The sequence below is a fragment of the Streptomyces albireticuli genome (genome assembly GCF_002192455.1).
Lineage (GTDB): Bacteria > Actinomycetota > Actinomycetes > Streptomycetales > Streptomycetaceae > Streptomyces > Streptomyces albireticuli_B.
Genome location: NZ_CP021744.1, coordinates 1,486,796 through 1,512,889 on the forward strand (window position 1 = coordinate 1,486,796; position 26,094 = coordinate 1,512,889).

The window sequence follows — 26,094 nt, forward strand, 5'->3', positions numbered from 1 at the left end:
CCATGCAGTTCGGCCGCACCTACGAAGAGTTCACCGTGGGCGACGTGTACAAGCACTGGCCCGGAAAGACGGTCACCGAGTACGACGACCACCTTTTCTGCCTGCTCACCATGAATCACCACCCGTTGCACCTGGACGGCAACTACGCGGAGAAGACCACCGATTTCGGCAGGAACGTCGTGGTGGGGAACTACGTCTACTCGCTGCTGCTGGGAATGTCGGTACCGGACGTCTCGGGCAAGGCGATAGCGAATCTGGAGGTCGAGTCGCTCAAGCACATCGCGCCGACCTTCCACGGCGACACGATCTACGGCGAGACGACGGTGCTGGGCAAGACCCCGTCCCGGTCGAAGAGCGACCGCGGGGTCGTGTACGTCGAGACCAAGGGCTACAAGCAGGACGGCACGGTCGTCTGCGTCTTCCGGCGCAAGGTGATGGTGCCCACCGCCACGTACATCGAGGAGCGCGGCGGAGAGCAGCCCGGCCGCCCCGAGCCGATCATCCGGGAGAAGTGAGATGGGACGCCTGGCGCAGACCGAGGGCCTGACGGACATCCAGCGGGAAATCCTCGCGACGGTCCGCGAATTCGTCGACAAAGAGATCATCCCGGTCGCCACGGAGCTGGAGCACCGCGACGAGTACCCCACCCGGATCGTCGAGGGCCTGAAGGAACTCGGGCTTTTCGGGCTGATGATCCCGGAGGAGTACGGCGGGCTGGGTGAGTCCCTTCTCACATACGCGCTCTGTGTGGAGGAGATAGCCCGCGGCTGGATGAGCGTGTCGGGAATCGTCAATACGCACTTCATCGTCGCGTACATGCTCAAGCAGCACGGCACCCAGGAGCAGCGGGACCACTTCCTGCCGAGGATGGCGACCGGCGAGGTCCGGGGCGCGTTCTCGATGTCCGAGCCGGGGCTGGGCTCGGATGTGTCGGCTATCACATCGAAGGGCGTGCGGGACGGCGAGGAGTACGTCCTGAACGGCCAGAAGATGTGGCTGACCAACGGCGGCTCGTCCAACCTCGTGGCCGTGCTCTGCCGGACGGACGAGGGGCACCCCGAGGGGACCGCCCCGCACAAGTCGATGACCACCTTCCTCGTCGAGAAGGAGCCGGGCTTCGGCCAGGTCAAACCGGGTCTGACCATCCCGGGGAAGATCGACAAAATGGGTTACAAGGGCGTCGACACCACCGAATTGATCATGGATGGGCTGCGGGTGCCGGCGGACCGGGTGCTCGGCGGCGCCACCGGCCGGGGCTTTTACCAGATGATGGACGGCGTCGAGGTCGGCCGCGTCAATGTCGCCGCACGTGGTTGCGGTGTCGCACAGCGTGCGTTCGAACTCGGTGTTTCCTACGCGCAGCAGCGGCAGACCTTCGGAAAACCCATCGCTCAACATCAGGCCATTCAATTCAAACTGGCCGAAATGGGGACAAAGGTCGAAGCGGCGCATGCGATGATGGTGAACGCAGCACGCAAGAAGGACTCGGGGCAGCGCAACGACCTCGAGGCCGGAATGGCCAAGTACCTGGCGTCCGAGTACTGCAAGGAAGTGGTGGAGGACGCCTTCCGTATCCATGGTGGCTACGGCTTCTCCAAGGAGTACGAGATCGAGCGCCTCTACCGGGAGGCGCCGATGCTGCTCATCGGGGAGGGTACGGCCGAGATCCAGAAAATGATCATCGGGCGTCGGCTACTCGAGGAGTACCGACTCCCGGGTTAATTGATCGGATTAGGGGTGATTTGACCGAGAAGAAGATCACACCCAGTCATCGGACTTCGGCCATCTACTGGCCCTGGCGCTTGGCCAGTTGCCGCCCGCAACCGATACCATCCCCGGAAAGCCGCCGTCCCCCAATCGTTACGCGGCACCCTCCGCTACGAAGGTCACCCATGCCCCACAGCTCTTCCTCTGCACCTCGCGGCCGCGTCCGCCTCGCGCGCGGAGCATCGCCGTGGCTCCTGCCGACCGTCGCCACGGCGGCGGTCAGCCTCACCCGCGCCCGGCGCTCCGGTCGCTGGGCGGCGCTGGCCGTGCCCACCACCGCGCTCGCGGCGGGCATGCTGTGGTTTTTCCGCGACCCCGATCGTGAGATCACCCAGGGCCGGGTCATCTCCCCCGCCGACGGTGTGGTGCAGAGCATCATGCCGTGGAAGGACGGGCGCACCCGCGTCGCGATCTTCATGAGCCCGCTGAACGTCCACGTCAACCGCGCGCCCCTGGCCGGCACGGTGACCTCGGTCGAGCACATCCCCGGTGGGTTCGTCCCGGCGTTCAACAAGGAGAGCGAGAACAACGAGCGCGTCGTCTGGCACTTCGACACCGAGCTCGGTGACATCGAGATGGTGCAGATCGCCGGCGCCGTCGCCCGCCGCATCGTTCCTTACGTGCCGCAGGGCACGAAGGTGGAGCAGGGCGAGCGGATCGGTCTGATCCGCTTCGGTTCGCGCGTCGACGTCTACCTCCCGGCCGGGGTCGAGGTCGCCGTCGAGGTCGGCCAGCCCACCATGGCAGGGGTGACACGCCTTGACCGTGATTGATCAGGACACACAGGCCTCCTGGGTGCCCGAGGCCGAGGACGGGGAGGACATTCCGCTGTCCACCCGGCTGTCGATAGCGGACACCCTCACCCTGGGCAACGCGATCTGCGGCTTCATGGCGGTGTACTTCACCACCACCGGCGTCCTCATCCCGCACCTGACGGGCAACGAGGACGGCGGCATGGCCCGCCACAGCGCGGCCACCGCCGTGATACTGATGCTGCTCGCGTCGATCTTCGACCTCTTCGACGGGCTCGTGGCGCGCAAGCTGCGCAGCTCGGCGATGGGCGCGGAGCTCGACAACCTCTCGGACCTCATCAGCTTCGGTCTGGCGCCGGCGTACTTCGTGGTCGTCTGGGGCATGGTGGCCGACGACGCGCACCAGCGGGTCTCGGCCGTGGCCGCGGTCGTGGTGCTGCTGGCGGTGGTGCTGCGGCTGGCGCGCTTCTCGTGCGTCCAGCTGCGCGACGGCATCTTCCAGGGGATGCCGAGCCCCTTCGGCGCGCTGACGGTCGTCTCGATCGTGCTGCTGGAGCTGCCGTTCATCCCGACGCTGCTGGCGATCGTGGGTGTGGCGTGGCTGATGGTCAGCCGGGTCGAGTACCCGAAGCCGCGGGGTCGCCTCGCGGTGGCGATGCTGAGCTGGATCGTGCTGAGCATGGGCCTGCTGGCGGCCTGGGCCTTCGACGCCCCCGGCGGCGAGCTCCTGCTCCAGACGGGCTGCGCGCTCCAGGTCGTCCTGGGGGCGGTGATCCCGCTGTTCGCGACGGCGCGCCGGGTGAACACGTTCCGTGACAACCGGCGGGAGGCGCGGGCGGCGCAGCTGCCGTAGCGGTTTCCTGTACGACCCTGAGGGCCCCCGAACGTTTCGTTCGGGGGCCCTCAGGGTTTCGGGGGGTTTGTGGGTGGGGGCGTGGTGGGGCGGTTTTCCTCCCCGCCCCGCCCCTTCCCGTTTTTGTCCTCAGGCGCCGGACGGGCTGGGTGTACGCCTGGCCGGGAGGCCGGGAGGCCGGGAGGCCGGGAGGCCGGGAGGCCGGGAGGCCGGGAGGCCGGGAGGCCGGGAGGCCGGGATTTCCGGCAGAGGCCACGGGGCGCGCGGGAGCCGAGGGGCCGGGCGGTGGCTCCGCCACGGGGACGCGTCCAGGCCACCCGCCGCGCGCCCCGGCAGAACCACGAGACCCACCGGACCTCAGGACCCGGACAACGGCTCCGCTAGCCCATCGCGCGCAGCCCGGCGGAGACCGAGGGGCCGCGGGAGCCGCGGGGCCGCGCGGACAGCGGCTACGCCGACACGTCCAGGCCGTCCGTCGCGATCCGTCCGGCCAGGCGTTCCAGCAGGGGGCCGGCGAGGGTCATGCAGCGGGACGGGTCCGGTTCCAGGTCCGTCAGGGCGTAGACGCGGCGGAAGCCCGCCGACCGGAGGGTCTCCTCCGGCAGGGAGACCCGGCCGCAGACCGCGACCACCGGGACGCCCCGCGCGCGGGCCGCGGCGGCCACCCCGGCGGGGGCCTTGCCGTGGAGGGTCTGGGCGTCCAGGGAGCCCTCCCCCGTGATCACGAGGTCGGCCGACTCCAGGGCGGCCGGGAAGCCCAGGACGTCGAGCATCACCTCGATGCCGGGGCGGAAGGCCGCGCCGAGCCCCGCCAGGGCGCCGTAGCCGAGCCCGCCGGCGGCTCCCGCGCCCGGGGCGCCCGCGAGCGCCCCACCGTCCAGGACGGCCGCGTAGCGGCCCAGGGCGGCGTCCAGGACGGCCACGTCGTCCGCGCTCGCGCCCTTCTGGGGCCCGTAGACGGCCGCGGCGCCGTGCGGGCCCGTGAGCGGGTTGTCGACGTCGGAGGCGAGCACGAGGCGGGTGGACCGGAGCCGGGGGTCGAGGCCGGTGAGATCGGCCGTGACGAGGCCGGCCAGCGCCGCGCCGCCCGGACCGACGGGATCCCCGGCCGCGTCGAGGAGCCGCGCGCCCAGCGCGCTCAGCGCCCCCGCGCCGCCGTCCGTGGTGGCGCTGCCGCCGACGCCGAGCACCACCGTGCGGGCGCCCGCGTCGAGCGCGGCCCGCAGCAGCTCCCCGGTGCCGTACGTCGTCGCGGTCAGCGGCGCGAGGGCGCCCCGCGTGTGGCGCAGGCCCGAGGCCTCGGCCATCTCCACGACCGCGGTACCCGCGCGGAGCGCGTACGCGGCGGTGACCGGCTCGCCCAGCGGCCCCGTCACCCGTGCCTCGCGGCGCTCGAAGCCGGCGGCCAGCGCCGCGTCCACCGTGCCGTCGCCGCCGTCGGCGACCGGCAGGGCCGTGACGTGGAGCCCGGGTCCGGCGGCCGCCCGCAGGCCCGCCGTGAGGTGCTCGGCGACCTGCGCGGCCGTCAGCGAGCCCTTGAACTTGTCCGCGGCGATCAGGACCCGCCTCGCCCGCGCTGCGTCCGACAACTCGTCATCCCCTCGCTTCCGGGCCGTGCGGCTCGCACCGGCGGTCGCGCCGCAGCGACCCTACCCGGACGTATGCGCGGTTGCCCATGCCCGTGCGCGGCGTGCCAGGCCACCCATTCCGGTACTTCCCGGCCATAGTGGGGTGACATGAGCACCGACGCATCCGAGTCGCCCGACCCCGCCGTCCCGGCCGGCCCGCCGCCGGACGAGCCGCCGGACATGACCCTCGTCGCGATCGGCGCCGCCGCGGTGCTGGCGGTGGTCGCCTGGGCCGCGCTGGGCAAGCACTCCTTCGACCGCGTGTCGTCGGCCGCCCTGAACTGGGTGCTGTCCAACTTCGCCTGGCTGTTCGTCATCGCGGCCGACGTCTTCCTCGCCCTGTGCGTCGTCATCGCCTTCAGCCGCTTCGGCCGGATCCGGCTCGGCCGGGACGACGACCAGCCGGAGTTCAGCAACCTCGTCTGGATCGCGATGATGTTCAGCGCGGGCATGGGCATCGGCCTGATGTTCTACGGGGTGGGCGAGCCGCTCCAGCACTTCGTCGCGCCGCCCCCGGGCAGCGGCATCAGCGCGGAGACGCCGGCCGCGGCCCGTACCGCGCTGGAGTACTCGTTCTTCCACTGGACGCTGCACCCCTGGGCGATCTACGGGATGTCGGGGCTCGCGCTCGCCTACGCCGGTTTCCGCAAGGGCCGCGGCAACCGGCTCAGCTCGGCGTTCGTCCCGCTGCTCGGAGAGGAGCGGGCGGCCGGCTGGCCGGGCCGGGTCATCGACCTGCTCGCGGTCTTCGCGACGGTCTTCGGCACGGCCACCAGCCTGGGCCTGGGCGCGCTCCAGGTGTCGAAGGGGCTCAACATCACGACCGGCGCCGAGGACTCCACCTCCCTGGAGCTGATCATCATCGCCTCGCTGTCGGCGGCGTTCGTCCTGTCGGCCTTCTCCGGCCTGCACAAGGGCGTCAAGTGGCTCAGCACGCTCAACATCGCGCTCGCCGCCTGCCTGATGCTCTTCGTCTTCGTGCTCGGCCCCACGGTGTTCGTCCTCAACACCATCCCGGCCGCCGCCGGCGGCTATCTGCACGACCTGCTGACCCTGGCGACCCGCACGGGGGCCTTCACGGACTCCAAGTGGCTCGGCGCGTGGACCATCTTCTACTGGGCGTGGTGGCTGTCCTGGGCCCCCTTCGTGGGAACGTTCATCGCCCGCATCTCGCACGGCCGGACGATCCGGGAGTTCCTGATCGGGGTGCTGCTGGTGCCCAGCGGGGCGACGGTGGTGTGGTTCTGCGTGATGGGCGGCAGCGCGCTGCGCCTCGACATGTCGGGCGAGGCGGACATGGCGGGCACGGTGCAGGACGGCGCGGAGGCCTCGCTGTTCGCGCTGCTGGAGACGCTGCCCCTGGAGACGCTGACCTCCTGGATCGCGATGGCGCTGGTCATGACGTACTTCATCACCAGCGCCGACTCCGCGTCCCTGGTGATGGGCTCGCTGTCCAGCCGGGGCGCGCTGCACCCGCGCACCTGGCTGGTCGTCACCTGGGGCGTGCTGATGGCGGCGGTCGCGGCGGTGCTGCTGGTGGCGGGCGGCCTGAAGTCGCTCCAGTCCGCGACGATCCTGGTGGCCCTGCCGTTCGTCCTGGTGATGCTGGCCCTGTGCTGGTCCCTGATGAAGGAGCTCCGCGAGGACCCGGGGGCGGGGCCGGCCCGCCACCACGCGCTGCACGGGCTGCGGAGCGCGATGCGGACGATGATCGGCGAGGCGATCACGGAGCAGGGGCCGGTGCGGCATCCGAGGCTGCGGCGGGTGGCGGAGAGCGCGCGGGACCGGGACGACGACGGCAAGTAGGGCGCCGCGCGGGGGTTGTTCCCCGCTCCGGGCCCCGGTCCTCAAGGGCCGGACGGGCTGATGTCAGCCCGTCCGGCGTTTGAGGACACCGCGCGTCAGCGCGGAAAAGGGGGTCCCGGTCACGGGAACGGGCAGCGAGGAAAGCCGGCCCGCCGCAGGCGCCCGCTCAGACCGTCTTCACCGTGCCGCCGTCGATCACGTAGTCCGCCCCCGTGATGTTCCCCGCCACCTCCGACAGCAGGAACACGATCAGCGCCGCCACCTCGTCCGCCTCCGTGATCCGCCCGCTCGCCATCCCGAAGAGCTCCGGCACCTGCCCGAGGAACTCCTCGTGGCCGACGCCCGCGGCCGCCGCCACCTTGCTGCCGAAGCCGTCCGGGGCCTCCCAGATCGCGGTGCGGACCACGCCCGGCGAGACCGTGTTGACGCGGACGCCCCGGGGTCCGAACTCCTCGGCGAGGGACTTGCCGAGCGCGGTGAGCGCGGCCTTCGCGACGCTGTAGGCGACCGGTCCGGCCGCGGGCAGCCGGGAGTTGATCGAGGAGACGTTCACGATCGACCCGCGCCGCTCCAGCAGGCCGGGCAGCGCGGCCCGGCTGGTCCGGGCGGCGCTGAGGAAGTTGAGGTCGAAGTTGGCCCGCCACTGGTCGTCGTCGGTGGCGAGGAACCCGCCGAGCTCCACGACGTCGCCGCCGCCGACGTTGTTGACCAGCAGGTCCAGTCCGCCCAGCTCGGCCGTGGCGCGCTCGACGAGCGTGGCGGCTCCCTCCGGGGTGCTGAGGTCCACGGCGACGGTGGCGGCGCCGGTGTCCGTCAGCTCCGGCGTGATCGTACGGGCGGCGCCGACGACCCGGACGCCTTCCGCGACGAGGCGGCGGACGGTGGCGAGGCCGATGCCCCGGCTGGCGCCGGTGACGAGGGCGGTCTTGCCGGTGAGGTGGAGGTCCATGGCACGTCCTTTTTCTTTACCTGTAGGTACAAAAACTGGGTACGGGCGGGCATGCCCGGGCCGTTCAGGGCCCCGCGACCCCGGGAACGGGCGACTGCCGACCGGTCAGACGAGGGTCAGCGCCGCCTCGGCGACGCGCCGCAGCCGCTCCGGCCCCTCGGCCGTCTTCGCGATGACCCGCATGCCGATCACGGTCGCGAGCAGCAGACTCGCGACCGCCTGGGCGTCCCGCCCCGGATCGATCTCCCCCGCACGCTGCCCGCGCTCGACGGTCGCCCGGAGTGCGGACTCGGTACGGGCGAACATGCGGCGTACGAGCTCGGTGGACCCGGCGTCCACGCCCGCCAGTTCGGTGGCCGTGTTCACCGCGAAGCAGCCGCGCCGGTCGGGGTCGGCCAGGTCCATCTCGATGAGCAGCTCCAGCGCTTCCCGCAGCAACGGGCGCACCGGCCCCGGCCGGTCGAGCAGTTCGACCAGCGCGGCGGCCTGGGTGTCCCGGTAGCGGGTCAGCGCCCGCTCGAAGAGCGCGTGCTTGCTGCCGAAGGCGTGGTAAAGGCTGCCCTTGCCGATGCCGAGCTCGTCGACGAGGTCCTGCGGGGTGGTCGCGGCGTAGCCCTTGCGCCAGAAGACGCCCATGGCCTTGTCGATCGCCACGTCCGGGTCGAACTGCTTGGGTCTGCCCATGAACAGCACCCTAGCAGGGTTCTTGACCTATAGGTCAATTACTTCTGGAGCGCGCCCGGGGAGCCGGCCGGCGGGCCCGGCGCGACGCGCATGCCCGCAAATCCCCTCGCCCGCCCCGGCCCCGCCCGCCTACCCTCGCCGCCATGAGCAGCAGCGAGACGACCGGGACGGCACGGCAGGACGCGGCGCGCCCGCTGGTGGCGATCCTCAGCGGCGCCGGGATCTCCACGGACTCCGGCATCCCCGACTACCGCGGGCCGAACGGCCTGTGGCGGCGCGACCCGGAGGCCGAGAAGCTCGTCACCTACGCGTACTACATGGCCGATCCGGAGATCCGGCGGCGGGCCTGGCGGATGCGGCGCGACGGGCCCGCGCTGCGCGCGCGGCCGAACGCCGCGCACGAGGCCGTGGTGCGGCTGGAGCGGTCCGGCACGCCCGTACGCGTGATCACGCAGAACGTCGACGGGCTGCACCAGCTCGCGGGCATGCCCGGGCGGAAGGTCCTCGAACTGCACGGGTCGGCGCGGTCCGTGCAGTGCACCCGCTGCAAGGCGCGGTCCGGGATGGCGGAGGCCCTGGAGCGGGTCGCCGCCGGCGATCCGGACCCGGCGTGCGAGGCGTGCGGCGGGATCCTGAAGTCCGCGACGGTGATGTTCGGCGAGGGCCTGGACCCGAGGGTGCTGGGCGAGGCCGTGGCCGTGACGAAGGCGTGCGACGTCTTCATCGCGGTCGGTACGAGCCTCCAGGTGCACCCCGCCGCGTCGCTCGCGGGGCTGGCCGCCGATCACGGCGCCCGGCTGGTCATCGTGAACGCCGAGCCGACCCCGTACGACGACCGGGCGGACGAGCTGATGCGCGAGCCGATCGGCACGGCGCTCCCGGCGCTGCTGGAGCGGATCGCGGGCGGCGCGTAGGGGCGCCCGGACTCCCCGGCACCCGGACACGAGGACGCCCGTCAAGGGAAGGTTGACAAACGATCGCCGTCAAGGAAATCTTGACGTCATGATCGCTTCGTCGCGGCCGGTGGCCGCCCGTAAGACCTCCCTCGTCACGTCCGTCATCGGCATGCTGCCCCTGGCGGTCGTCCTGAACGCCCTGGCGATCTCGCGCGCCGACGGCGTCGACGACATGACCTTCTTCGTGCTGCTGGCCTCCGACCTCATCGTGGTCGCCGCCATCGGCCTCCTCGGCGCCGCGCTGAAGGTGGAGGCCGCCGGCGACGTGACGGAGGCCGAGCGCGCGGAGCGGGACCGGCGGACGCTGGACGCGCTGGAGCCGCTGCGCGCCGAGGCCCCGGCCGGTGAGGGCCGATGAGCGAGGGCGAGCTGCTCGGCCCCGAGGAGGCCGCGCGCATCCGGGAGGCCATCGCGGCCGCCGTCCTCGGCGCGCCGGACGGCCTGGCCGAATCGCTGGAGCACGACCCCGAGGGCTATCTCCGCCTGGTCGCCGCCACCCGGGCGGGCGCCGAGGAGACCAGCCGGCTGCTGCGCGAGGCCGTGCAGGGCGCACGGGCCGCGGGGCACAGCTGGGACACCGTGGGCCGCGTCCTGGGCGTGAGCCGGCAGGCCGCCCAGCAGCGGTTCTCCGGCAAGGGGCCCGGCCCGGACACCTCCGGCGCGGCGGAGCGCCGGGTGCTGACGCCGCTGACGGCGTTCGACGAGATGCAGGCGCTGGCCGAGGCGGGCCGGGACGGCTGGCAGCTGGTCGACTACGGCCCGCTGTTCCATGTGGTGGAGCGCTCCGGCCACCCCTGGGAGCACCGCCGGGTGCCGTTCGCCGTGGGCGGCCGGCACCGCCGGATGGAGAGCGAGGGGTGGACGCAGGTCGGCTCCGGCTCGTTCCCCTGGCGGTACTACAAGCGCCCGTCGAAGCGGGAGGACTGAGGGGCGGTCCGGGCGGGCCCGCGGGCCCCGGGGGACGCGCCCGTTCAGAACAGCTCGGCCTGCTCCGGAGCCGCCACGCCGCGCTCGAAGGCGAGCAGCCTGCGCTTGCGGTCCAGCCCGCCGCCGTAGCCGGTGAGACCGCCGCCGGCGCCGATGACGCGGTGGCAGGGCACGATGATGCTGACGGGGTTCTTGCCGTTGGCGAGGCCCACGGCGCGGGAGGCGCCGGGCGCCCCGATCCGGTCGGCGAGCTCGCCGTACGAGACGGTCGCGCCGTACGGGATCTCCTGGAGGCCGGCCCAGACACGGCGCTGGAAGGGCGTGCCGTCCAGGCGCAGCGGGAGGTCGAAGCGGGTCGACTCGCCGGCGAAGTAGGCCGCGAGCTGGCGCAGCGTCCGCGTGAACGGTGTTTCGTCGCGCGGGCCGAAGGTCTCCTCGGCCGGGCGGTGGCGCTGGTCGGTCATGTACAGGCCGCTGAGGACGCCGTCGGTCGCGACGAGCGTGAGGGGGCCGTAGGGGCTGTCGATGACGGTGTGGACGCGGGATGCCGTCGTGTCGGACATCGGGGGCGATCCTCTCTGCGGGGCGGCTCGCTCGGCGGGCGGCCGGACCGGTGGGGTCGGGGCGGTGGGTCGGGGCGGGTCAGTGGGCCGGCATGTGGTTGACGGCGTGGTCGTCGGCGGACCAGAGGTACTGGACGGCGTAGGAGCGCCAGGGCCGCCAGGCGGCGGCGTGCCGGGTCAGCGCGCCCGGTGTCGAGGGCAGGCCGCGGGAGGCCGCTGCGCGCCGGACGCCGAGGTCCGTGGGGACGAAGGCGTCGGGGTCGCCGAGGGCCCGCATGGCGATGATCCCGGTGGTCCAGGGGCCCATGCCGGGGAGCTCCGCGAGCCGGGCGCGGGCCTCGGCCCGGTCGCTGCCGACGCCGAGGTCGAGCCCGCCGGTGGCGAGGGCGCGCACCAGGCCGACGACGGTGGCGCGGCGTCCGGCGGGCATGGCGAGGGCGGCGGGGTCGAGGCCGGAGAGCTCCCCGGCGGAGGGGAAGAGGTGCGTGAGCGTGCCGCCCAGGGGGTCGCGTACGGGCTGTCCGTGCGCGGTGACGAGCCGGGCGGCCAGGGTGCGGGCCGCGGCGGTCGAGACCTGCTGGCCGAGCACGGCCCGGACGGCGAACTCCGCCGGGTCGACGGTGCGCGGCACCCGCCGGCCGGGAGCCTTGGCGACGAGCGGTGCCAGCCGTTCGTCCGCGCCGAGGAGTTCGTCGACGGCCTCGGGGTCGGCGTCGAGGTCGAGGAGGCTCCGGCAGCGGCTGATGGCGCCCGCGAGGTCGCGCTGGTCGGTGAGGGCGAGGCGGCAGGCGATGTGGTCGGGGCGGGGGGCCAGGGCGACGGCCCCGTGCCCGTACGGGAGGCGCAGGGTGCGGCGGTACGCGCCGTCGCGCCACTCCTCCACGCCGGGGACGGCCGTGGCGGCGAGGTGGCCGAAGAGGTTGTCGGGACACAGCGGTGCCCGGAAGGGCAGCCGGAGGGTGAGCACGCCGGGCGCGGCGGGCGGGCGGCCGTGGGCGGCGCGGGCGCGGAGCTCGGTCGGGGTGAGGGCGAAGACCTCGCGGACCGTCTCGTTGAAGGCGCGGATGGAGGAGAAGCCGGCCGCGAAGGCGGCGTCGGCCATGGGCAGGTCGCTGGTCTCGACGAGGAGGCGGGCGGTCTGGGCGCGCTGGGCGCGGGCGAGGGCGAGCGGGCCGGCGCCGAGTTCGGCGCGCAGCTGCCGCTCGATCTGGCGGGTGCTGTAGCCGAGGCGGGCGGCGAGGCCGGGGACGCCCTCGCGGTCGACGGTGCCGTCGCCGATGAGCCGCATGGCGCGGGCGACGAGGTCGGCCCGCTCGTTCCACTGCGGCGAGCCGGGGCTGGCGTCGGGCCGGCAGCGCTTGCAGGCCCGGAAGCCGGCCTGCTGGGCGGCGGCAGCGCTGGGGTAGAAGGACATGTTCCGGTCCTTCGGCGGCACCGCCGGGCAGCTGGGGCGGCAGTAGATGCGGGTGGTGAGGACGGCGGTGAAGAACCATCCGTCGAAGCGCGCGTCGCGGGAGCGCACCGCCCTGACGCAGCGGTCGAAGTCGGTGTACATGGGCAAGGGCCGGGCGGCGGTGGCGGACGCCGCCGGTGCGGCGGGCACGGTTCCGGTACGGGGCGTACGGGCGCGGCCGGAGGCGGCGGGTGCCGCACCGGGGCCGGGCGTACGGGCGGTCCGGGCTTCGGGGCCGGGCGTACGGGCGGCCCCGGGCGTGGCGCGGGTCGCCGCCGGTGCGGCGGGCACGGCGCCGGGACGGGACCCAGGGGCACGGCCGGAAGCGGCGGGCGCGGCTCCGGGACCGGGCCTGCGGGCGGCTCCGGGCGTGGCGGGCGCCGCTGACGTGGCTGACATGACTCCAGGATCGGCCGTTCGGGCGCTCCTGGCTCGCGGAATTCCGACACGCACCTCCGGCGGCCACGGATTCCGCCACCCGCCTCGTCAATCCAGATTGACACCCGCCTCGCCGTCACCCTAGGTTGACGCCATGGCCGGAACGGATGCGAACGACGCGGTCGCCACCACCGAGGCCGCCATGAACAGCGATCCCCGCGTCGGGCTCCGCGCCGTCGCCGCACTGCGGCGGCTGGTGGAGCGCCTGGAGGTGCTCCAGGTCGACAGTGCCCGGCGGCAGGGCTGGTCCTGGGAAGAGATCGGGGCCGCGCTCGGCGTCAGCAGGCAGGCCGCCCACAAGAAGCACTCCAGGAGGTAGGGAATGTTCGAACGGTTCACCCTGAACGCGCGGATGACGATAATCCGGGCGCAGCAGGAGGCCCGCGAGCTGGGGCACCCGTGGATCGGCAGCGAGCACCTGATGCTCGGGCTGGTCGCGGAGAAGGAGGCTCCGCTCCTCGCCCTGGCACGGCTCGGCGTCACGTACGAGGCGTACCGGCCGGCGGTGCTCGCCGCCGCGGACGGGGGCCTCGGGCTGGCCGAGGAGGACCGGGAGTCCCTGACCGGCGCCGGCATCGACCTGGCCGCCGTGCGCGAGCACTTCCTGCGGACCCACGCGGCCGCCGCCCCCGCTCAGGCCACCGCCCCGGCCGCCGCCCCGGAGCCGGCGCGCCGGTGGCTGCCGTTCGGGCGCCGCAAGGCCGCCGCGCAGCAGGCGCCCGGCCCCGTGACCGCGTCGGTCGTGGTCCCGGGCCTCGCGCCCGACGCCCACCTCCCCTTCACCCCGCACGGCCAGCGGGCGCTGGACAGCGCCTCCAAGGTGATGCTGGAGCAGGTCGACGACCGCATCACGCTCGCGCACGTCGCGCTGGGCCTCCTCACCCCCGGGGACGAACTGCTCTCGCGGACCCTCCAGCGGGTGGGGACGGACATCGAGCCGGTCCGCGCGGCGATCCTCGCCGACCTGGGGCAGGTGGCCTAAGGCCCGTTGCGGGAGGGGAACCGCTCGTGGAGGATCGCGCTCGTGGGGCGTGGTGACTCCGGGGCGGCCCCCGTTCCGGAGCGAGGCGGAGGAGCGGTCCCGTGCGCGTCGTCGTCAGCGAGTTCATGAGCCTGGACGGCGTCGTGCAGGCGCCGGGCGGCCCCGGCGAGGACACCGACGGGGGCTTCGCCCACGGCGGCTGGTCGCACCCGTTCTTCGATCCGGAGGTGGTGGGCGGCGCGTTCGACGACGCGCTGTCCAGGGCCGGCGCGCTGCTGTTCGGCCGCCGCACCTGGCAGACGATGGCGGCCGCGTGGCCCGAGCGGGCCGGCGACCCGTTCGCCGACCGGATGAACGCCCTCCCGAAGTACGTCGTCTCCCGGACCCTCAGCGACGCCGAGCTGACGTGGGACCACACGACGCGCGTCCCGGGCGACGAGGCGGTCGCCCGGATCCGCGGACTGCGCGCGGACGCCGGGGCCGACCTGCTGGTCATGGGCAGCGCGATGCTGGTGCGGACGCTGCTGGTGGAGGGGCTGGTGGACGAGCTGCGGCTGGTGGTGATGCCGGTGTTGCTGGGCGGGGGGAAGTCGGTCTTTCCGGGGGACGGGGGGTTGCGGGGGCTGGAGCTGGTGTCTGTGGTGACGAGTGGGGCGGGTGTGAATGTGTGCCGGTACCGGGTGCGGCGGTAGCGGGGCGTGGTGGGGTGCGGGTGCGCCTGCGGCGGGCCTTTTCCCCACCCCGCCCCTTCCCGTAACCGGGGCTCCGCCCCGGACCCCGGTCCTGACTTCAGCCCGTCCGGCGTTTGAGGACACCGCGCGTCAGCGCGGAAAAGGGGGCCTGGGGGCGAAGCCCCCGGTTACGGGAAGGGGCGGGTAGGGGAAAAGGCCCGCCGCAGGCGCACCCCGCACCTCACTGCCCCCGGCACAACCACCGCCAGACCGCCCGAGCAGCATGCCGCCCACACATCCCGTGCACCCCCGGCCCCGGCGGCGTGGCCGAAGAGCACAGGAACACCGCCGGATGCGCCGTCGCGTACGGCACCCGCGCCAACCGGGGCCGGATCACCAGCCGCAGCCCCGCCGTCGAGCCCGTGTTGATGTCCCCGCCCACATAGTTCGCGTTGCGGGCCGCCAGCTCCGGCGGCCCCGCCGTGGCGCGGGCCAGGACCAGGTCGCGGAAACCGGGGGCGAAGCGCTCGATCTGACGCTCGATCACCTCGGTGGCGTCGCCCTCCCAGCCGTGCGGCACATGGCCGTAGACCCAGAAGGTGTGCTTGCCCTCCGGCGCGCGGCTGGGGTCGACGAGGCTGGGCTGCGCGGTGATGAGGAAGGGGACCTCGGGGTCGCGGCCGCGCAGGGCGGCGCCGAGGGACGCGTCGATCTCCTCGTACGTCGGGCCGACGTGCACCGTGCCGGCCCGGCGGGCCTGCTCCGAGGTCCACGGCACGGGCCCGCTCAGCGCGTAATCGATCTTGAAGACGCTGGGGCCGTAGCGGAAGCGGCGGTAGGCGTCGCCGAGCCCGGCGATCCGGGCGAGGGCCGTGGGCGAGGTGTCGAAGACGTAGGCGCGGGCGGGCGGCAGGTCGTCCAGGCGCTTGACCTCGAAGCAGGTGTGGACGGTGCCGCCCTCCTCGCGCAGGTACGAGGCGAGGGCGTCGGCCACCGCCTGCGCCCCGCCGCGCGGCACCGGCCAGCCGCCCGCGTGCGCGGCGAGCGCGAAGAGCAGGGCCATGCCGCCGGTGCCGATGCCGGTGAGCGGCCCGATGCCGTGCGCGGCGAGGCCCGCGAACATCGCGCGCGCCTTGGGGTCGCGGAAGCGGCGGGTGAGCAGGGCCGCGGGCTGGGCGGCGGACAGCCCGAAGCGGGCGTACAGCACGGGGTCGGCCGGCAGGCCCGCCCAGGCCGGGCGCAGGAAGTCGGTCGCCACCGTCTCCCAGCGGCCGTGGAAGGGCGCGACCAGGCGGCGGTACGCCCCGGCGTCGCGCGGGCCGAGGGAGAGCGCCGTCTCCCCCACGCCCCGGGCGAGGACCGCGGCCGTCCCGTCGGGGAAGGGGTGGGCCATGGGCAGCCCGGGGTGCAGCCAGCGCAGGCCGTGGCGGGCCAGGGGCATCCCCGTGAAGGCGGGCGAGCCGGCGCCGAGCGGGTGCACGGCGGAGCACGGGTCGTGGCGGAAGCCGGGGAGCGTGAGCTCCTCGGTCCGTGCCCCGCCGCCGACCGCCGCCGCGGCCTCGAACACCTCGACGGACAGACCACGGCGGGCCAGTTCCACTGCGGCGGTCAGACCGTTCGGTCCGGCGCCTACGACGACCGCGTCGAGCATGGTGGGCACCGGACGCACTCCCCTCGTCCCTGGCGGGGTCAGCCGGCGGACGCCAGCAGCCCCAGGATATGCCGGAGCGTCAGCTCGTCCCGGGCGGCCGCGAAGGGCAGGGCGTTGCCCCCGGCGATCCGGAACGGCTCGCCCGCGACCGTGGCGCTCGCCCCGCCCGCCTCGGCGACGAGCAGCAGCCCGGCGGCGTGGTCCCAGGCGTTCTCCCACGAGAAGGCGAGTCCCGCGAGGGTGCCGCGGGCCACGTTCAGGTACTCCAGGCCGGCGGAGCCGCAGGGGCGCGGGGCGATGCCTTCGGTGCTCAGGGCGCCCAGGACGCGCTTCTGCTCGTCGTCGGTGAAGTCGTAGTGCGATATCGCCACTTCCAGCGGCGCGCCGGGCTCGGGCGAGCCGGAGCGCAGCCGCTCGCCGCCCAGCCAGGCGCCGCCGCCCCGGCGGGCCGTCGCCATCAGGTCCAGGGCGGGGGCGTACGTCCAGGAGGCGAGGAGCTCGCCGCGGTGGGCCAGGCAGACCAGGGTCGCGAAGCCGGGGTCGCCGTGGACGAACTGCCGGGTGCCGTCGACCGGGTCGACGATCCAGACCGGGTCGTCGCCGCGCAGGGCGTCGAGCACGCCCGGATCGGCGTGCACGGCCTCCTCGCCCACCACCACCGAGCCGGGCAGGAGCGTCGTGAGGGAGGCCGTGAGGTGCTCCTCGGCGAGCCGGTCGGCGACGGTCACCAGGTCGTGCGGGCCGTTCTTCTCGACGATCTCGTGCGCGGCGAGCTGCCGGAAACGCGGCACGATCTCGGCGGCGGCCGCCTTGCGGACCGCCTCCTCGACGTCGTTCAGTCCACCTGCGAGAAATTCATCGATCATACGTCCATCGAACCACGCCCCACCGACAATCGGGGGCGCGGCGGTGGCCTCACCGTGTCCCGGAGGTGAACGGCTCGCCCCGCGCGCCGCCCGGCCCTCTCGGGACCCTCAGGGTTCCCGTCAGCGCCCCACCGCGTAGCCCTGCATCCCCCGGGGGTTGGCGGCGGCCGACAGGACGCCGGTGCCGGGGTCGCGCGCCACCGCACACAGCCGTCCCTCCGACCACGACGGTCCCACGGTCACGTCGTGTCCTCTGCGCCGCAGCTCCGCGACGGCCGCCTCGCCGACCCGGGCCTCGACCGTCACGGCACCGGGCCGCATGGCACGCGGGTGGAAGGAGCTGGGGAAGGACTCCTGGTGCCAGTTGGGCGCGTCGATGGCGCCCTGGAGGTCGAGGCCGCCGCGCACGGGCGGGCGCAGGGCGGCGGCGAGGAAGAAGTGCAGCTGCCACTGGTCCTGCTGGTCGCCGCCCGGGGTGCCGAAGGCGAGCACGGGCTCTCCGTCGCGCAGGGCCAGGGACGGGGTGAGGGTGGTGCGCGGCCGGCGGCCGGGGGTGAGCGAGTTGGGCAGCCCCTCCTCCAGCCAGGCCATCTGGAGGCGGGTGCCGAGGGGGAAGCCGAGCTCGGGGACGACGGGGTTGGACTGGAGCCAGCCGCCGCTGGGCGTCGCGGAGATCATGTTGCCCCAGCGGTCGACGACGTCGAGGTGGCAGGTGTCGCCACGGGTGGCGCCGTCGGTGGTGACGGTGGGCTCTCCCGCGCCCAGGCCGGTGGGGGTCGCCGGGTCCGTCGCGGCGACGGTGACGTAGCGGGGCAGCCGGGGCGTACGGCCGCCGGGGCTGCCGGGGCGCAGGGTGCGGGAGGCGGTGTCGCCGATCAGGGCGCGGCGCGCGGCGTTGTACTCCGGCGAGAGCAGGGCGCGCAGCGGGACGCCGGCGTCCCCGTGCGCGGCGTCGCCGTACCAGGCCTCGCGGTCGGCCATCGCGAGCTTGCCGCCCTCGATGAGGGTGTGGAGGTAGCCGGGCGTGCCGTACTCCAGGGCGCCGGGCCGCTCCGGGAGCAGGGCGAGCTGCTGGAGCAGGACCGGGCCCTGGGACCAGGGCCCGGGCTTGCAGACGGTCCAGCCGCCCCAGTCGTGGGTGACGGGCTCCTCGTAACCGGCCCGGTAGCCCGCGAGGTCGTCGCCGGTGAGGGTGCCTGTGTGGCGGGCACCGGAGGTGTCCAGGGTGGGGCGGGCGGCGGCGCGCAGCAGGGCGTCCGCGATGAAGCCCTCGCGCCAGACGCGGCGGGCGGCGTCGATGCGTTTCTCGCGGCTGCCGCCGGCGGCGTCGGCCTCGGCCAGCAGGCGCCGCCAGGTGGCCGCGAGCGCGGGGTTGCGGAAGAGCCTGCCGGGCGCGGGCGGGCGGCCGTCGGGGAGGTACAGGGCGGCGGAGTCCGGCCACTCGGTGGCGAAGAGCTCGCGCACGGTGTGCACGGTCGCGCCGATGTCGGGGAGGGGTGCGTGGCCGCGCTCGGCGTACCCGATGGCGTAGGAGAGGACGTCCGCGAGCGTCCGGGTGCCGTGGTCGCGCAGCAGGAGCAGCCAGGCGTCGAAGGCGCCCGGCACGGCGGCGGCGAGGGGCCCGGTGCCGGGGACGAGGGTGAGGCCGAGCGAGGTGTAGTGCGCGACGCTCGCCCCGGCGGGCGCGGGTCCCTGGCCGCACAGGACCCGCACCGGGCCGCCGGCGGGTGCGAGGATCGCGGGCACCTCGCCGGCGGGTCCGTTCATGTGCGGTTCGACCACGTGCAGGACGAACCCCGCGGCCACGGCGGCGTCGAAGGCGTTGCCGCCGCTCTCCAGGACGGCCATGGCCGACTGCGAGGCGAGCCAGTGGGTGGAGGCCACCATGCCGAAGGTGCCCTGGAGCGTGGGCCGTGTCGTGAACATGGCGTCTAGGAAGGCAGATCCTTCAGCCACTGCGCAACACCGCCGTGGTGGGAGCAGGTGCCCCTGCGGTGCGCGGAGTAGGAGTACGAGCCGTCGTTGCAGACCGCCGAGGCGCCGGCGTGGGAACCGCCGGTGGAGGACGAGCCGGCCGACGTCGAGCCCGAGGACGACGAGCCGCCGCCCGTGGAAGAACCGCCGCCCGACGTGGAGCCGGAGCCCTTGACGCCACCGTCGGAGGCGGGCACCTCCGCCTTGGGGGCGGGGGCGGGCACGTCCGGCGTCGTGGCCGGGGTGGGTGACGCGCTGGTCGGCGAGGGGGACGGCGACTCCGTCCGGCTGGGCTCGGGCTCGGGTGACCCGGAGGGTTCGGCCGGGGCCGAGGAGACGGACGCCGACGGCTTGTCACCGGCCGGCGTGTCGGCGTCGTCGCAGGCGACGGCGCCGAAACCCAGGGTCAGCGCGACGGCCAGGGCCGCGCCGGCCCGTCTCACCCTGCGCGAGGTGTACGCGTTCATGTTCAGGTTCCCCCCTGAAACAGCGGCTGCGCGGAACGATTCCGCGCATGGCTCCGCACCCGGTCGTGAACCGGCGCCCGGCGGGCCGGGGGCGCGGGAGTGGGGGGAACGAAGAAGCCTGTGGTGCTTGTGACGCCTGTGATACTTGTGGGGTGCACAGAGTGTACGCGGACCACCCGCGAGGGGGACCGGAACCACGGAGTTACCGTTGATTCCGCTGTCGGCCGGGTGGCCGGCCGGAGAACCAGCGGGAGGTCGCAGCCGTGCACGGCGAATACAAAGTTCCGGGCGGCAAGCTCGTCGTCGTGGACCTGGAGGTCGAGGACGGGCTGCTGCGCGACGTACGGGTGGCCGGGGACTTCTTCCTCGAACCGGACGAGGCGCTCCTGGACATCAACCGCGCCCTGGAGGGCGCGCCCGCCGACACCCTCGCCCCGCAGCTCGCGGCGCGGATCGACGCGGCCCTGCCGGAGGGCACGGTGATGTTCGGCTTCAGCTCCGAGGCCGTGGGCGTCGCCGTCCGCCGGGCGCTGGCGCACGCCACCGACTGGACCGACTTCGAGTGGCAGCTCATCCACGACGGGCCGCAGCCGCCCGCGCTGCACATGGCCCTGGACGAGGTGCTGACGGCCGAGGTCGCGGCCGGGCGGCGGCCCCCGACGCTGCGGGTGTGGGAGTGGGGCGCCCCGGCCGTCATCATCGGCAGCTTCCAGTCGCTGCGCAACGAGGTGGACCCGGAGGGCGCCGAGCGCCACGGGATGACGGTGGTCCGCCGGATCAGCGGTGGCGGCGCCATGTTCGTGGAGCCCGGCAACACCATCACCTACTCCCTGTGCGTGCCCGACTCCCTGGTCCAGGGGCTGTCCTTCGCCGACAGTTACGCCTATCTGGACGACTGGGTGCTGGGCGCGCTGGAGGGCATGGGCGTCAAGGCGTGGTACCAGCCGCTCAACGACATCGCCACCGACTCCGGGAAGATCGCGGGCGCGGCCCAGAAGCGGCTGGTGGGCCCGGCCGGCGCGGTGCTGCACCACGTGACGATGGCGTACGACATCGACGCGGACAAGATGCTCGACGTGCTGCGCATCGGCAAGGAGAAGCTGTCCGACAAGGGCACGAAGAGCGCCAAGAAGCGGGTGGACCCGCTCCGCCGGCAGACGGGCCTGCCGCGCGCCGCGGTCATCGAGAAGATGATCGAGTCCTTCCGCGGCCGCTACGGGCTGGCGGAGGGCTCGGTCACCCCCGAGGAGATGGCCCGGGCCCGGGAACTGGCCGCGACGAAGTTCTCCTCGGAGGAGTGGACGGCCCGCGTCCCCTGACCGGCGCTCGGTCCCCGGCGGCGGCCACGCGTCCGGGGCGCGCCCGCCCCGGCCACAGCCGGACGAAGGTGACGGCCGCGAGCGCCGCGAGCGCGAACGGCAGGGCGAGGAGGACATCCCACGGAACCGCGCCCGCCGCGGCCAGGAGGCAGCAGAGCGGCACGGCGAGGGCGGCGAGGGACGCCTCCACGCCGTCCAGGTGGTCGCGGATCAGGCGGGACGGGTCGACCCCGGCGTCGAGGCAGGCGGCGATGGTCTCCAGGCCCAGCCCCAGGCCGCGCAGGGCCAGCACCTGGTAGAGGCGGACGAGGTCGTCCTCGGTGTACTCACGGTGCCCGCCCGCCGTGCGCCGCGACGGGCTGAGCAGACCGATGGTGTCCCAGTGGTGGAGCGTGCGCACGGTCAGGCCGCCGGCCTGGGCGAGCGGGCCTACTTTCATGGTGAGGGCGGTCATGGGACAACGATGCGTCCTGACGCGACGTGAGGTTCAAGCCGGGTCCGTGCCCGGCCTCCCGGTCGCCGGACAGGCCGGCGCTTCCGGCCGCCCGGCGCGTGCGGGCCCTCGGCGACCCCGACGCCTTCGTCCCCACGGACCTCGGCGTCCGGCGCGCCCGGGGGTGTCCGGGCCTCCTACGCTCCCCCGCCCAGCACGGGGATCACATCCTTCCCGTACGCGTCGATCGTCGCTTCCCTCGCGTCGTGCATCGCGTACAGCGCGAACTGGTCCACGCCCAGCGCCCGCAGTTCCTCCAGCCGCTCCCGGTGGGCCGCCACCGGGCCCAGCAGGCAGAAGCGGTCGACGATCTCGTCGGGGACGAAGTCCGTGGAGGGGTTCCCGGCGCGGCCGTGGTGGCTGTAGTCGTAGCCGTGGCGCTGCTCGATGTAGGCCGTGAGGGCCTCCGGCACCAGGCCGGAGTGGGCGCCGTAGCGCTGGACGAGGTCGGCGACGTGGTTGCCGACCATGCCGCCGAACCAGCGGCACTGGTCACGGGCGTGGTCGAGGTCGTCGCCCACATAGGCGGGGGCGGCGACGCAGATGGTGAGGGCGTCGGGGTCGCGGCCCGCCTCGGCGGCGGCGGTGCGGACGGCCTTGACCATCCATTCGGTCAGGAAGGGGTCGGCGAGCTGGAGGATGAAGCCGTCGGCCTCCTGCCCGGCGAGGGCGAGCGCCTTGGGGCCGTAGGCGGCCATCCAGACGGGCAGCCTGCCGTCCTTCACCCAGGGCAGCTTGAGGGTGGTGCCGCCCACGTCGGCCTCGCGGCCCTCGGCGAGGTCGCGGATGACGCGCATGGCCTCGCGCAGGGTGGCGAGGGTGTTGGGCTTGCGGCCGGCCACCCGCATCGCCGAGTCGCCGCGGCCGATGCCGCACACCGTGCGGTTGCCGTACATGTCGTTGAGCGTGGCGAAGGTGGACGCGGTGACCTCGGGGGTGCGCGTGGTGGGGTTGGTGACCATGGGGCCGACGACGAGCCGCTCGGTGTGGTCGAGGATCCGGCTGTGGATGACGAAGGGCTCCTGCCAGAGCACGGCGGAGTCGAAGGTCCAGCCGTAGCGGAAGCCGGCGCCCTCGGCTCGGCGCATCAGGTCCACCACGGCGGTGGCGGGCGGGTCGGTCTGGAGGACGAGGCCGAAGTCCACGGTGGTGCTCCTTACGCGAGGTGCTGACAGGTGGCGCGGGGGACGAAGCGGCCGTGCCCGGCCCGGCCGGTGTACCGGCGCCGGTCGATGACGGTCTCGCCGCGGGAGAGGACGGTCTCGACCCGGCCGGTGATCTCCTTGCCCTCGTACGCCGAGTAGTCGACGTTCATGTGGTGGGTCGTGGCGGAGAGGGTCTGCCGGGCGTGCGGGTCGTAGATGACGATGTCGGCGTCGGATCCGGGGGCGAGGGTGCCCTTGCGCGGGGCGAGGCCGAACATCCGGGCGGGGGCGGTGCAGGCGATGTCGATCCAGCGGCGGCGGGAGATGTGGCCGTCGACGACGGCCTGGTGGAGGAGGTCCATGCGGTTCTCCACGCCGGGCAGGCCGTTGGGGATCTTCGAGAAGTCGCCGCGGCCGAGCTCCTTCTGCCCGGAGAAGCAGAAGGGGCAGTGGTCGGTGGAGACGACCTGGAGGTCGTCCGTGCGCAGGGCCCGCCAGAGGGCGGCCTGGTGCTCGCGGGGCCGCAGGGGCGTGGAGCAGACGTACTTCGCGCCCTCGAAGCCGGGTTCGGCGAGATTGTCGGTGGACAGGAAGAGGTACTGCGGGCAGGTCTCGCCGAAGACCGGGAGGCCCTTGTCACGGGCCCGGGTCAGCTCGGCGACGGCCTCCTCGGCCGAGACGTGCACGACGTAGAGCGGGCTGCCGGCGACGCGGGCCAGGGCGATGGCGCGGTGGGTGGCCTCCGCCTCCAGCAGGGCCTTGCGGACCTCGCCGTGGTAGCGGGGGTCGGTGCGGCCGGCGGCCAGGGCCTGTTCGACGAGGACGTCGATGGCGATGCCGTTCTCGGCGTGCATCATGATCAGGCCGCCGTTGCCGGCGGCGCGCTGCATGGCCCGCAGGATCTGCCCGTCGTCGCTGTAGAAGACGCCGGGGTAGGCCATGAACAGCTTGAAGGAGGTGACGCCCTCCCCCACCAGCAGGTCCATCTCCTTGAGCGAGCTCTCCCGCACATCGGAGAGGATCATGTGGAAGGCGTAGTCGACGGCGCAGGTGCCCTCGGCCTTGGCGTGCCAGGTGTCGAGCCCCTCGCGCAGCGAGGAACCGCGGGACTGGACCGCGAAGTCGACGACGGTGGTGGTGCCGCCCCAGGCGGCGGCGCGGGTGCCCGTCTCGAAGGTGTCGGAGGAGGCGGTGCCGCCGAAGGGGAACTCGAAGTGGGTGTGGGCGTCGACGCCGCCGGGGACGACGTACTTCCCGGTGGCGTCGAGGGTGCGGTCGGGGATCCAGCCCTGGGCGCAGGCGCTGTCGGGGGCGGCGAGGGCGGCGATCCGCTCGCCCTCGACGAGGACGTCCGCCAGGATCTCCTCGGTGGCGGTGACGACGAGGCCGCCGCGAATGGCCGTGGTGGTCATGCCCGTTCCTCTCCGGCGAGGGCGCTGTGCGTGCGGTGCAGGGCGGTTTCGAGGACGGCCGCGCCCTCCTCGGCCTCGGCGACGGTGAGGGACAGCGGCGGGGCGATCCGCAGGGTGCCGGCCTCGCGGCCGCCCTTGCCGATCAGCAGGCCGCCCTCACGGGCGTGTTCGAGGGTGAGGGCGGCGGCCTCGGGCGAGGGCGAGCCGTCGGGGCCGGCCAGCTCGACGCCGATCATCAGGCCCCGGCCGCGCACCTCGCGGACGAGGGGCAGGCCGGCGGCGACGGCGCGGAGCCGCTCGATGAGGAGGCCGCCGACGCGGCGGGCGTTGCCCTGGAGGTCGTGCTCCAGGAGGTGGGTGAGGTTGGCGAGTCCGGCGGCCATGGTGACGGGGCTGCCGCCGAAGGTGGAGATGGAGTTGGCGCCCAGGGAGTTCATCACCTCGGCGCGGGCGACGACGCCGCCGATCGACATGCCGTTCCCGATGCCCTTGGCGAAGGTGAGCAGGTCGGGCGGGCCGCTCGCGGCGTGGGCCTGCCAGCCCCAGAAGTGGTCGCCGGTGCGGCCCCAGCCGGTCTGCACCTCGTCGGAGATCCAGAGGATGCCGCGCCGCGCGAGGACCTCGCGGAAGGCGGCGTAGAGCCCGTCGGGCGGGGAGGTGAACCCGCCGACGCCCTGGACGGGTTCGGCGATGAGCGCGGCGACGTTGCCGTGCGCCTGGCCGAGGACGTCCTCCAGGTCGGCGACGCAGGCCGCGGTGAACTCCGCGTCGCTCAGGGCGGCGTACGGGCCGCGGGTGCGGACGGCGCCGTGGACGTAGAGCGTCTGGAGCGGGGAGAGGCTGGTGGGCGACCAGGCGGAGTTGCCCGTGACGCCGACCGCGGAGAAGGAGCGGCCGTGGTAGCTGTTGCGCATCGCCAGGATCTGGTTGGAGCGGCGGTGGGCGGTGGCGAGCAGCAGGGCGGCGTCGGTGGCCTCGGTACCGGAGGAGGTGAAGAAGACGCGGGCGTCCGGGATGCCGGAGAGGGCGGCGATCCGCTCGGCGAACTCCACCATGTGCCGGTCGAGGTAAAGGGTGGAGGTGTGCAGGATGCGCGCGGCCTGCTCGGTGACGGCCTTGGTGACCTCGGGGAGGGCGTGGGCGGTCATGGTGGTGAGGATGCCGCCGAAGAAGTCGAGGTAGCGGCGGCCGGCGGAGTCCCAGACGTGCCGGCCCTCGCCGTGGGTGAGCTCCAGGGGCTCGCGGTAGTAGAGGGCGAGCCAGTCGGGCATGACGGCACGGTGCCGGGCGTGGAGGTGCGTCGCGGGGGCGCCGCCGGGCGGTGGCGGCTCGCTCCCGGGGCTCATGGCCGGACCAGCCCCTCGTACGCGTCGGGCCTGCGGTCGCGGTAGAACGCCCACTGCTGCCGGACCTCGTCGATGAGGCCGAGGTCCAGGTCGCGGACGAGCAACTCCTCCTTGGTGTCGCTCGCGGTGCCGTCGACGAACTGCCCGCGCGGGTCCACGAAGTAGGACGTGCCGTAGAAGTCGTTGTCGCCGTACTCCTCCTGGCCCACGCGGTTGATCGCGGCGACGAAGTACTCGTTGGCCACGGCGGCCGCGGGCTGCTCCAGCTTCCAGAGGTAGGCGGAGAGGCCGCGCGAGGTGGCGGAGGGGTTGTAGACGATCTGGGCGCCGTTCAGGCCGAGTTGGCGCCAGCCTTCGGGGAAGTGGCGGTCGTAGCAGATGTAGACGCCGACCTTGCCGACGGCCGTGTCGAAGACGGGCCAGCCGAGGTTGCCCGGCTTGAAGTAGTACTTCTCCCAGAAGCCCTTGACCTGGGGGATGTGGTGCTTGCGGTACTTGCCGAGATAGCTGCCGTCGGCGTCGATGACGGCGGCGGTGTTGTAGTAGAAACCGGAGCCCTCGACCTCGAAGACGGGCACGACGATCACCATGCCCGTCTCGCGGGCCAGGTCCCGCATCCGCCGGACCGTGGGGCCGTCGGGGACGGGCTCGGCCCAGCGGTAGTGCTCGCTCTCCTGCACCTGGCAGAAGTAGGGGGCGTTGAAGACTTCCTGGAAGCCGATCACCTTCGCGCCCTGCGCGGCGGCCGCGCGGGCGTGCTCCTCATGCTTGGCGATCATCGACTCGGTGTCACCCGTCCAGGTCGCCTGAACCAGTGCGGCGCGAACGACATTGGCCATGAGCTGCTCCTTCGCCGGGGCGTCAGCCAGGCTGACACGCGTAGATCCACGTGTGGTTGCGACCGTATGACCCGGCACGCCGCGCGGCAAGACCATCGCCTGCCCTGTGGATAACCAGACAGGAAAACTTGCAAGTTTGCCTGTCTTTCTTTT

At 73.6% G+C, this 26,094-nt stretch carries 26 protein-coding genes; 12 read left to right on the forward strand and 14 right to left on the reverse strand.

Features of this window, described 5'->3' with window-relative positions:
* Positions 1 to 2: 2 nt before the first annotated feature.
* The 4 genes from SMD11_RS06505 to pssA all read left to right on the forward strand — a co-directional run bounded on the left by SMD11_RS06505 (position 3) and on the right by pssA (position 3,372).
* On the forward strand, positions 3 to 515 hold the full coding sequence (locus SMD11_RS06505) for a MaoC family dehydratase (protein ID WP_087925527.1): 513 nt from the start codon (positions 3 to 5) through the stop codon (positions 513 to 515).
* 1 nt (position 516) lies between these two features.
* Positions 517 to 1,722 (forward strand): acyl-CoA dehydrogenase family protein, encoded by a 1,206-nt coding sequence (locus SMD11_RS06510; RefSeq protein WP_087925528.1) that lies wholly within the window; start codon positions 517 to 519, stop codon positions 1,720 to 1,722.
* A 170-nt stretch (positions 1,723 to 1,892) separates the two neighbouring features.
* Positions 1,893 to 2,540 carry a phosphatidylserine decarboxylase gene (locus tag SMD11_RS06515; RefSeq protein WP_087925529.1) on the forward strand — a complete coding sequence of 216 codons (648 nt, stop codon included), beginning with the start codon at positions 1,893 to 1,895 and terminating at the stop codon, positions 2,538 to 2,540.
* Positions 2,527 to 3,372, forward strand: a complete 846-nt coding sequence (gene pssA, locus SMD11_RS06520; RefSeq protein ID WP_199843811.1) for a CDP-diacylglycerol--serine O-phosphatidyltransferase — start codon at positions 2,527 to 2,529, stop codon at positions 3,370 to 3,372. The genes SMD11_RS06515 and pssA overlap by 14 nt, the downstream gene beginning before the upstream one ends.
* A 449-nt stretch (positions 3,373 to 3,821) precedes the next feature.
* Here pssA and SMD11_RS06525 read toward each other — a convergent pair whose 3' ends face one another.
* The gene (locus SMD11_RS06525; RefSeq protein WP_087925530.1) at positions 3,822 to 4,961 is read right to left on the reverse strand and encodes a glycerate kinase; all 1,140 of its coding nucleotides are present in this window, start codon (positions 4,959 to 4,961) and stop codon (positions 3,822 to 3,824) included.
* A 147-nt stretch (positions 4,962 to 5,108) separates the two neighbouring features.
* On the opposite strand from SMD11_RS06525, the gene SMD11_RS06530 reads away from it, so the two are divergent.
* Positions 5,109 to 6,806: a BCCT family transporter gene (locus SMD11_RS06530; protein ID WP_087925531.1), complete on the forward strand. Its 1,698-nt coding sequence runs from the start codon at positions 5,109 to 5,111 to the stop codon at positions 6,804 to 6,806.
* 166 nt (positions 6,807 to 6,972) lie between these two features.
* Here SMD11_RS06530 and SMD11_RS06535 read toward each other — a convergent pair whose 3' ends face one another.
* The gene (locus SMD11_RS06535; protein ID WP_087925532.1) at positions 6,973 to 7,755 is read right to left on the reverse strand and encodes an oxidoreductase; all 783 of its coding nucleotides are present in this window, start codon (positions 7,753 to 7,755) and stop codon (positions 6,973 to 6,975) included.
* A 105-nt stretch (positions 7,756 to 7,860) separates the two neighbouring features.
* Positions 7,861 to 8,439: a TetR/AcrR family transcriptional regulator gene (locus tag SMD11_RS06540; protein WP_087930319.1), complete on the reverse strand. Its 579-nt coding sequence runs from the start codon at positions 8,437 to 8,439 to the stop codon at positions 7,861 to 7,863.
* A gap of 143 nt (positions 8,440 to 8,582) precedes the next feature.
* Between SMD11_RS06540 and SMD11_RS06545 the strand changes: the two genes are divergently transcribed.
* The 3 genes from SMD11_RS06545 (at position 8,583) to SMD11_RS36815 (ending at position 10,322) form a co-directional block, all read left to right on the forward strand.
* Positions 8,583 to 9,353: an SIR2 family NAD-dependent protein deacylase gene (locus SMD11_RS06545; protein WP_087925533.1), complete on the forward strand. Its 771-nt coding sequence runs from the start codon at positions 8,583 to 8,585 to the stop codon at positions 9,351 to 9,353.
* An 88-nt stretch (positions 9,354 to 9,441) separates the two neighbouring features.
* The gene (locus SMD11_RS06550; protein ID WP_087925534.1) at positions 9,442 to 9,753 is read left to right on the forward strand and encodes a hypothetical protein; all 312 of its coding nucleotides are present in this window, start codon (positions 9,442 to 9,444) and stop codon (positions 9,751 to 9,753) included.
* The gene (locus tag SMD11_RS36815; RefSeq protein WP_087925535.1) at positions 9,750 to 10,322 is read left to right on the forward strand and encodes a hypothetical protein; all 573 of its coding nucleotides are present in this window, start codon (positions 9,750 to 9,752) and stop codon (positions 10,320 to 10,322) included. The genes SMD11_RS06550 and SMD11_RS36815 overlap by 4 nt, the downstream gene beginning before the upstream one ends.
* Positions 10,323 to 10,366: 44 nt before the next feature.
* Here the strand turns inward: SMD11_RS36815 and SMD11_RS06560 are convergent, their stop codons facing one another.
* Positions 10,367 to 10,885: a methylated-DNA--[protein]-cysteine S-methyltransferase gene (locus SMD11_RS06560; RefSeq protein WP_087925536.1), complete on the reverse strand. Its 519-nt coding sequence runs from the start codon at positions 10,883 to 10,885 to the stop codon at positions 10,367 to 10,369.
* A 79-nt stretch (positions 10,886 to 10,964) separates the two neighbouring features.
* Positions 10,965 to 12,440, reverse strand: a complete 1,476-nt coding sequence (locus SMD11_RS06565) for a DNA-3-methyladenine glycosylase 2 family protein (RefSeq protein ID WP_087930320.1) — start codon at positions 12,438 to 12,440, stop codon at positions 10,965 to 10,967.
* A gap of 430 nt (positions 12,441 to 12,870) precedes the next feature.
* Here SMD11_RS06565 and SMD11_RS06575 point away from each other — a divergent pair, with 430 nt between their 5' ends.
* From SMD11_RS06575 to SMD11_RS06585, 3 genes are all read left to right on the forward strand, one after another.
* The gene (locus tag SMD11_RS06575; protein ID WP_087925537.1) at positions 12,871 to 13,095 is read left to right on the forward strand and encodes a hypothetical protein; all 225 of its coding nucleotides are present in this window, start codon (positions 12,871 to 12,873) and stop codon (positions 13,093 to 13,095) included.
* Between the two features lie 33 nt (positions 13,096 to 13,128).
* Positions 13,129 to 13,758, forward strand: a complete 630-nt coding sequence (locus tag SMD11_RS35345) for a Clp protease N-terminal domain-containing protein (RefSeq protein ID WP_159395247.1) — start codon at positions 13,129 to 13,131, stop codon at positions 13,756 to 13,758.
* A 101-nt stretch (positions 13,759 to 13,859) separates the two neighbouring features.
* The gene (locus SMD11_RS06585) at positions 13,860 to 14,450 is read left to right on the forward strand and encodes a dihydrofolate reductase family protein (RefSeq protein WP_087925539.1); all 591 of its coding nucleotides are present in this window, start codon (positions 13,860 to 13,862) and stop codon (positions 14,448 to 14,450) included.
* 220 nt (positions 14,451 to 14,670) lie between these two features.
* On the opposite strand, the gene SMD11_RS06590 is transcribed toward SMD11_RS06585, so the two are convergent.
* From SMD11_RS06590 to SMD11_RS06605, 4 genes are all read right to left on the reverse strand, one after another.
* Positions 14,671 to 16,080 carry a phytoene desaturase family protein gene (locus SMD11_RS06590; RefSeq protein WP_087930321.1) on the reverse strand — a complete coding sequence of 470 codons (1,410 nt, stop codon included), beginning with the start codon at positions 16,078 to 16,080 and terminating at the stop codon, positions 14,671 to 14,673.
* A gap of 38 nt (positions 16,081 to 16,118) precedes the next feature.
* The gene (locus SMD11_RS06595) at positions 16,119 to 16,946 is read right to left on the reverse strand and encodes an inositol monophosphatase family protein (protein ID WP_087925540.1); all 828 of its coding nucleotides are present in this window, start codon (positions 16,944 to 16,946) and stop codon (positions 16,119 to 16,121) included.
* Positions 16,947 to 17,066: 120 nt separating this feature from the next.
* Entirely contained in the window at positions 17,067 to 18,872 is a 1,806-nt protein-coding gene (locus SMD11_RS06600; protein ID WP_087925541.1) for a gamma-glutamyltransferase family protein, read from the reverse strand.
* 5 nt (positions 18,873 to 18,877) lie between these two features.
* Positions 18,878 to 19,387 (reverse strand): DUF3761 domain-containing protein, encoded by a 510-nt coding sequence (locus tag SMD11_RS06605; RefSeq protein ID WP_087925542.1) that lies wholly within the window; start codon positions 19,385 to 19,387, stop codon positions 18,878 to 18,880.
* 263 nt (positions 19,388 to 19,650) lie between these two features.
* Here SMD11_RS06605 and SMD11_RS06610 point away from each other — a divergent pair, with 263 nt between their 5' ends.
* Positions 19,651 to 20,706 (forward strand): lipoate--protein ligase family protein, encoded by a 1,056-nt coding sequence (locus SMD11_RS06610; protein WP_087925543.1) that lies wholly within the window; start codon positions 19,651 to 19,653, stop codon positions 20,704 to 20,706.
* On the opposite strand, the gene SMD11_RS36230 is transcribed toward SMD11_RS06610, so the two are convergent.
* From SMD11_RS36230 to SMD11_RS06635, 5 genes are all read right to left on the reverse strand, one after another.
* Complete coding sequence (locus SMD11_RS36230; protein ID WP_234365926.1) at positions 20,624 to 21,160, reverse strand: MerR family transcriptional regulator; 537 nt, start codon at positions 21,158 to 21,160, stop codon at positions 20,624 to 20,626. The two genes, SMD11_RS06610 and SMD11_RS36230, sit on opposite strands and share 83 nt — an antisense overlap.
* A gap of 176 nt (positions 21,161 to 21,336) precedes the next feature.
* A complete protein-coding gene (locus tag SMD11_RS06620; protein ID WP_087925544.1) occupies positions 21,337 to 22,344 on the reverse strand; it encodes a TIGR03842 family LLM class F420-dependent oxidoreductase in 1,008 nt (335 codons plus the stop codon).
* Positions 22,345 to 22,355: 11 nt separating this feature from the next.
* The gene (gene hydA, locus SMD11_RS06625) at positions 22,356 to 23,756 is read right to left on the reverse strand and encodes a dihydropyrimidinase (protein ID WP_087925545.1); all 1,401 of its coding nucleotides are present in this window, start codon (positions 23,754 to 23,756) and stop codon (positions 22,356 to 22,358) included.
* The gene (locus SMD11_RS06630) at positions 23,753 to 25,102 is read right to left on the reverse strand and encodes an aspartate aminotransferase family protein (protein ID WP_087925546.1); all 1,350 of its coding nucleotides are present in this window, start codon (positions 25,100 to 25,102) and stop codon (positions 23,753 to 23,755) included. Before SMD11_RS06630 ends, hydA begins: the two co-directional genes overlap by 4 nt.
* The gene (locus SMD11_RS06635) at positions 25,099 to 25,941 is read right to left on the reverse strand and encodes a nitrilase-related carbon-nitrogen hydrolase (protein ID WP_087925547.1); all 843 of its coding nucleotides are present in this window, start codon (positions 25,939 to 25,941) and stop codon (positions 25,099 to 25,101) included. Before SMD11_RS06635 ends, SMD11_RS06630 begins: the two co-directional genes overlap by 4 nt.
* Between the last annotated feature and the right edge of the window lie 153 nt (positions 25,942 to 26,094).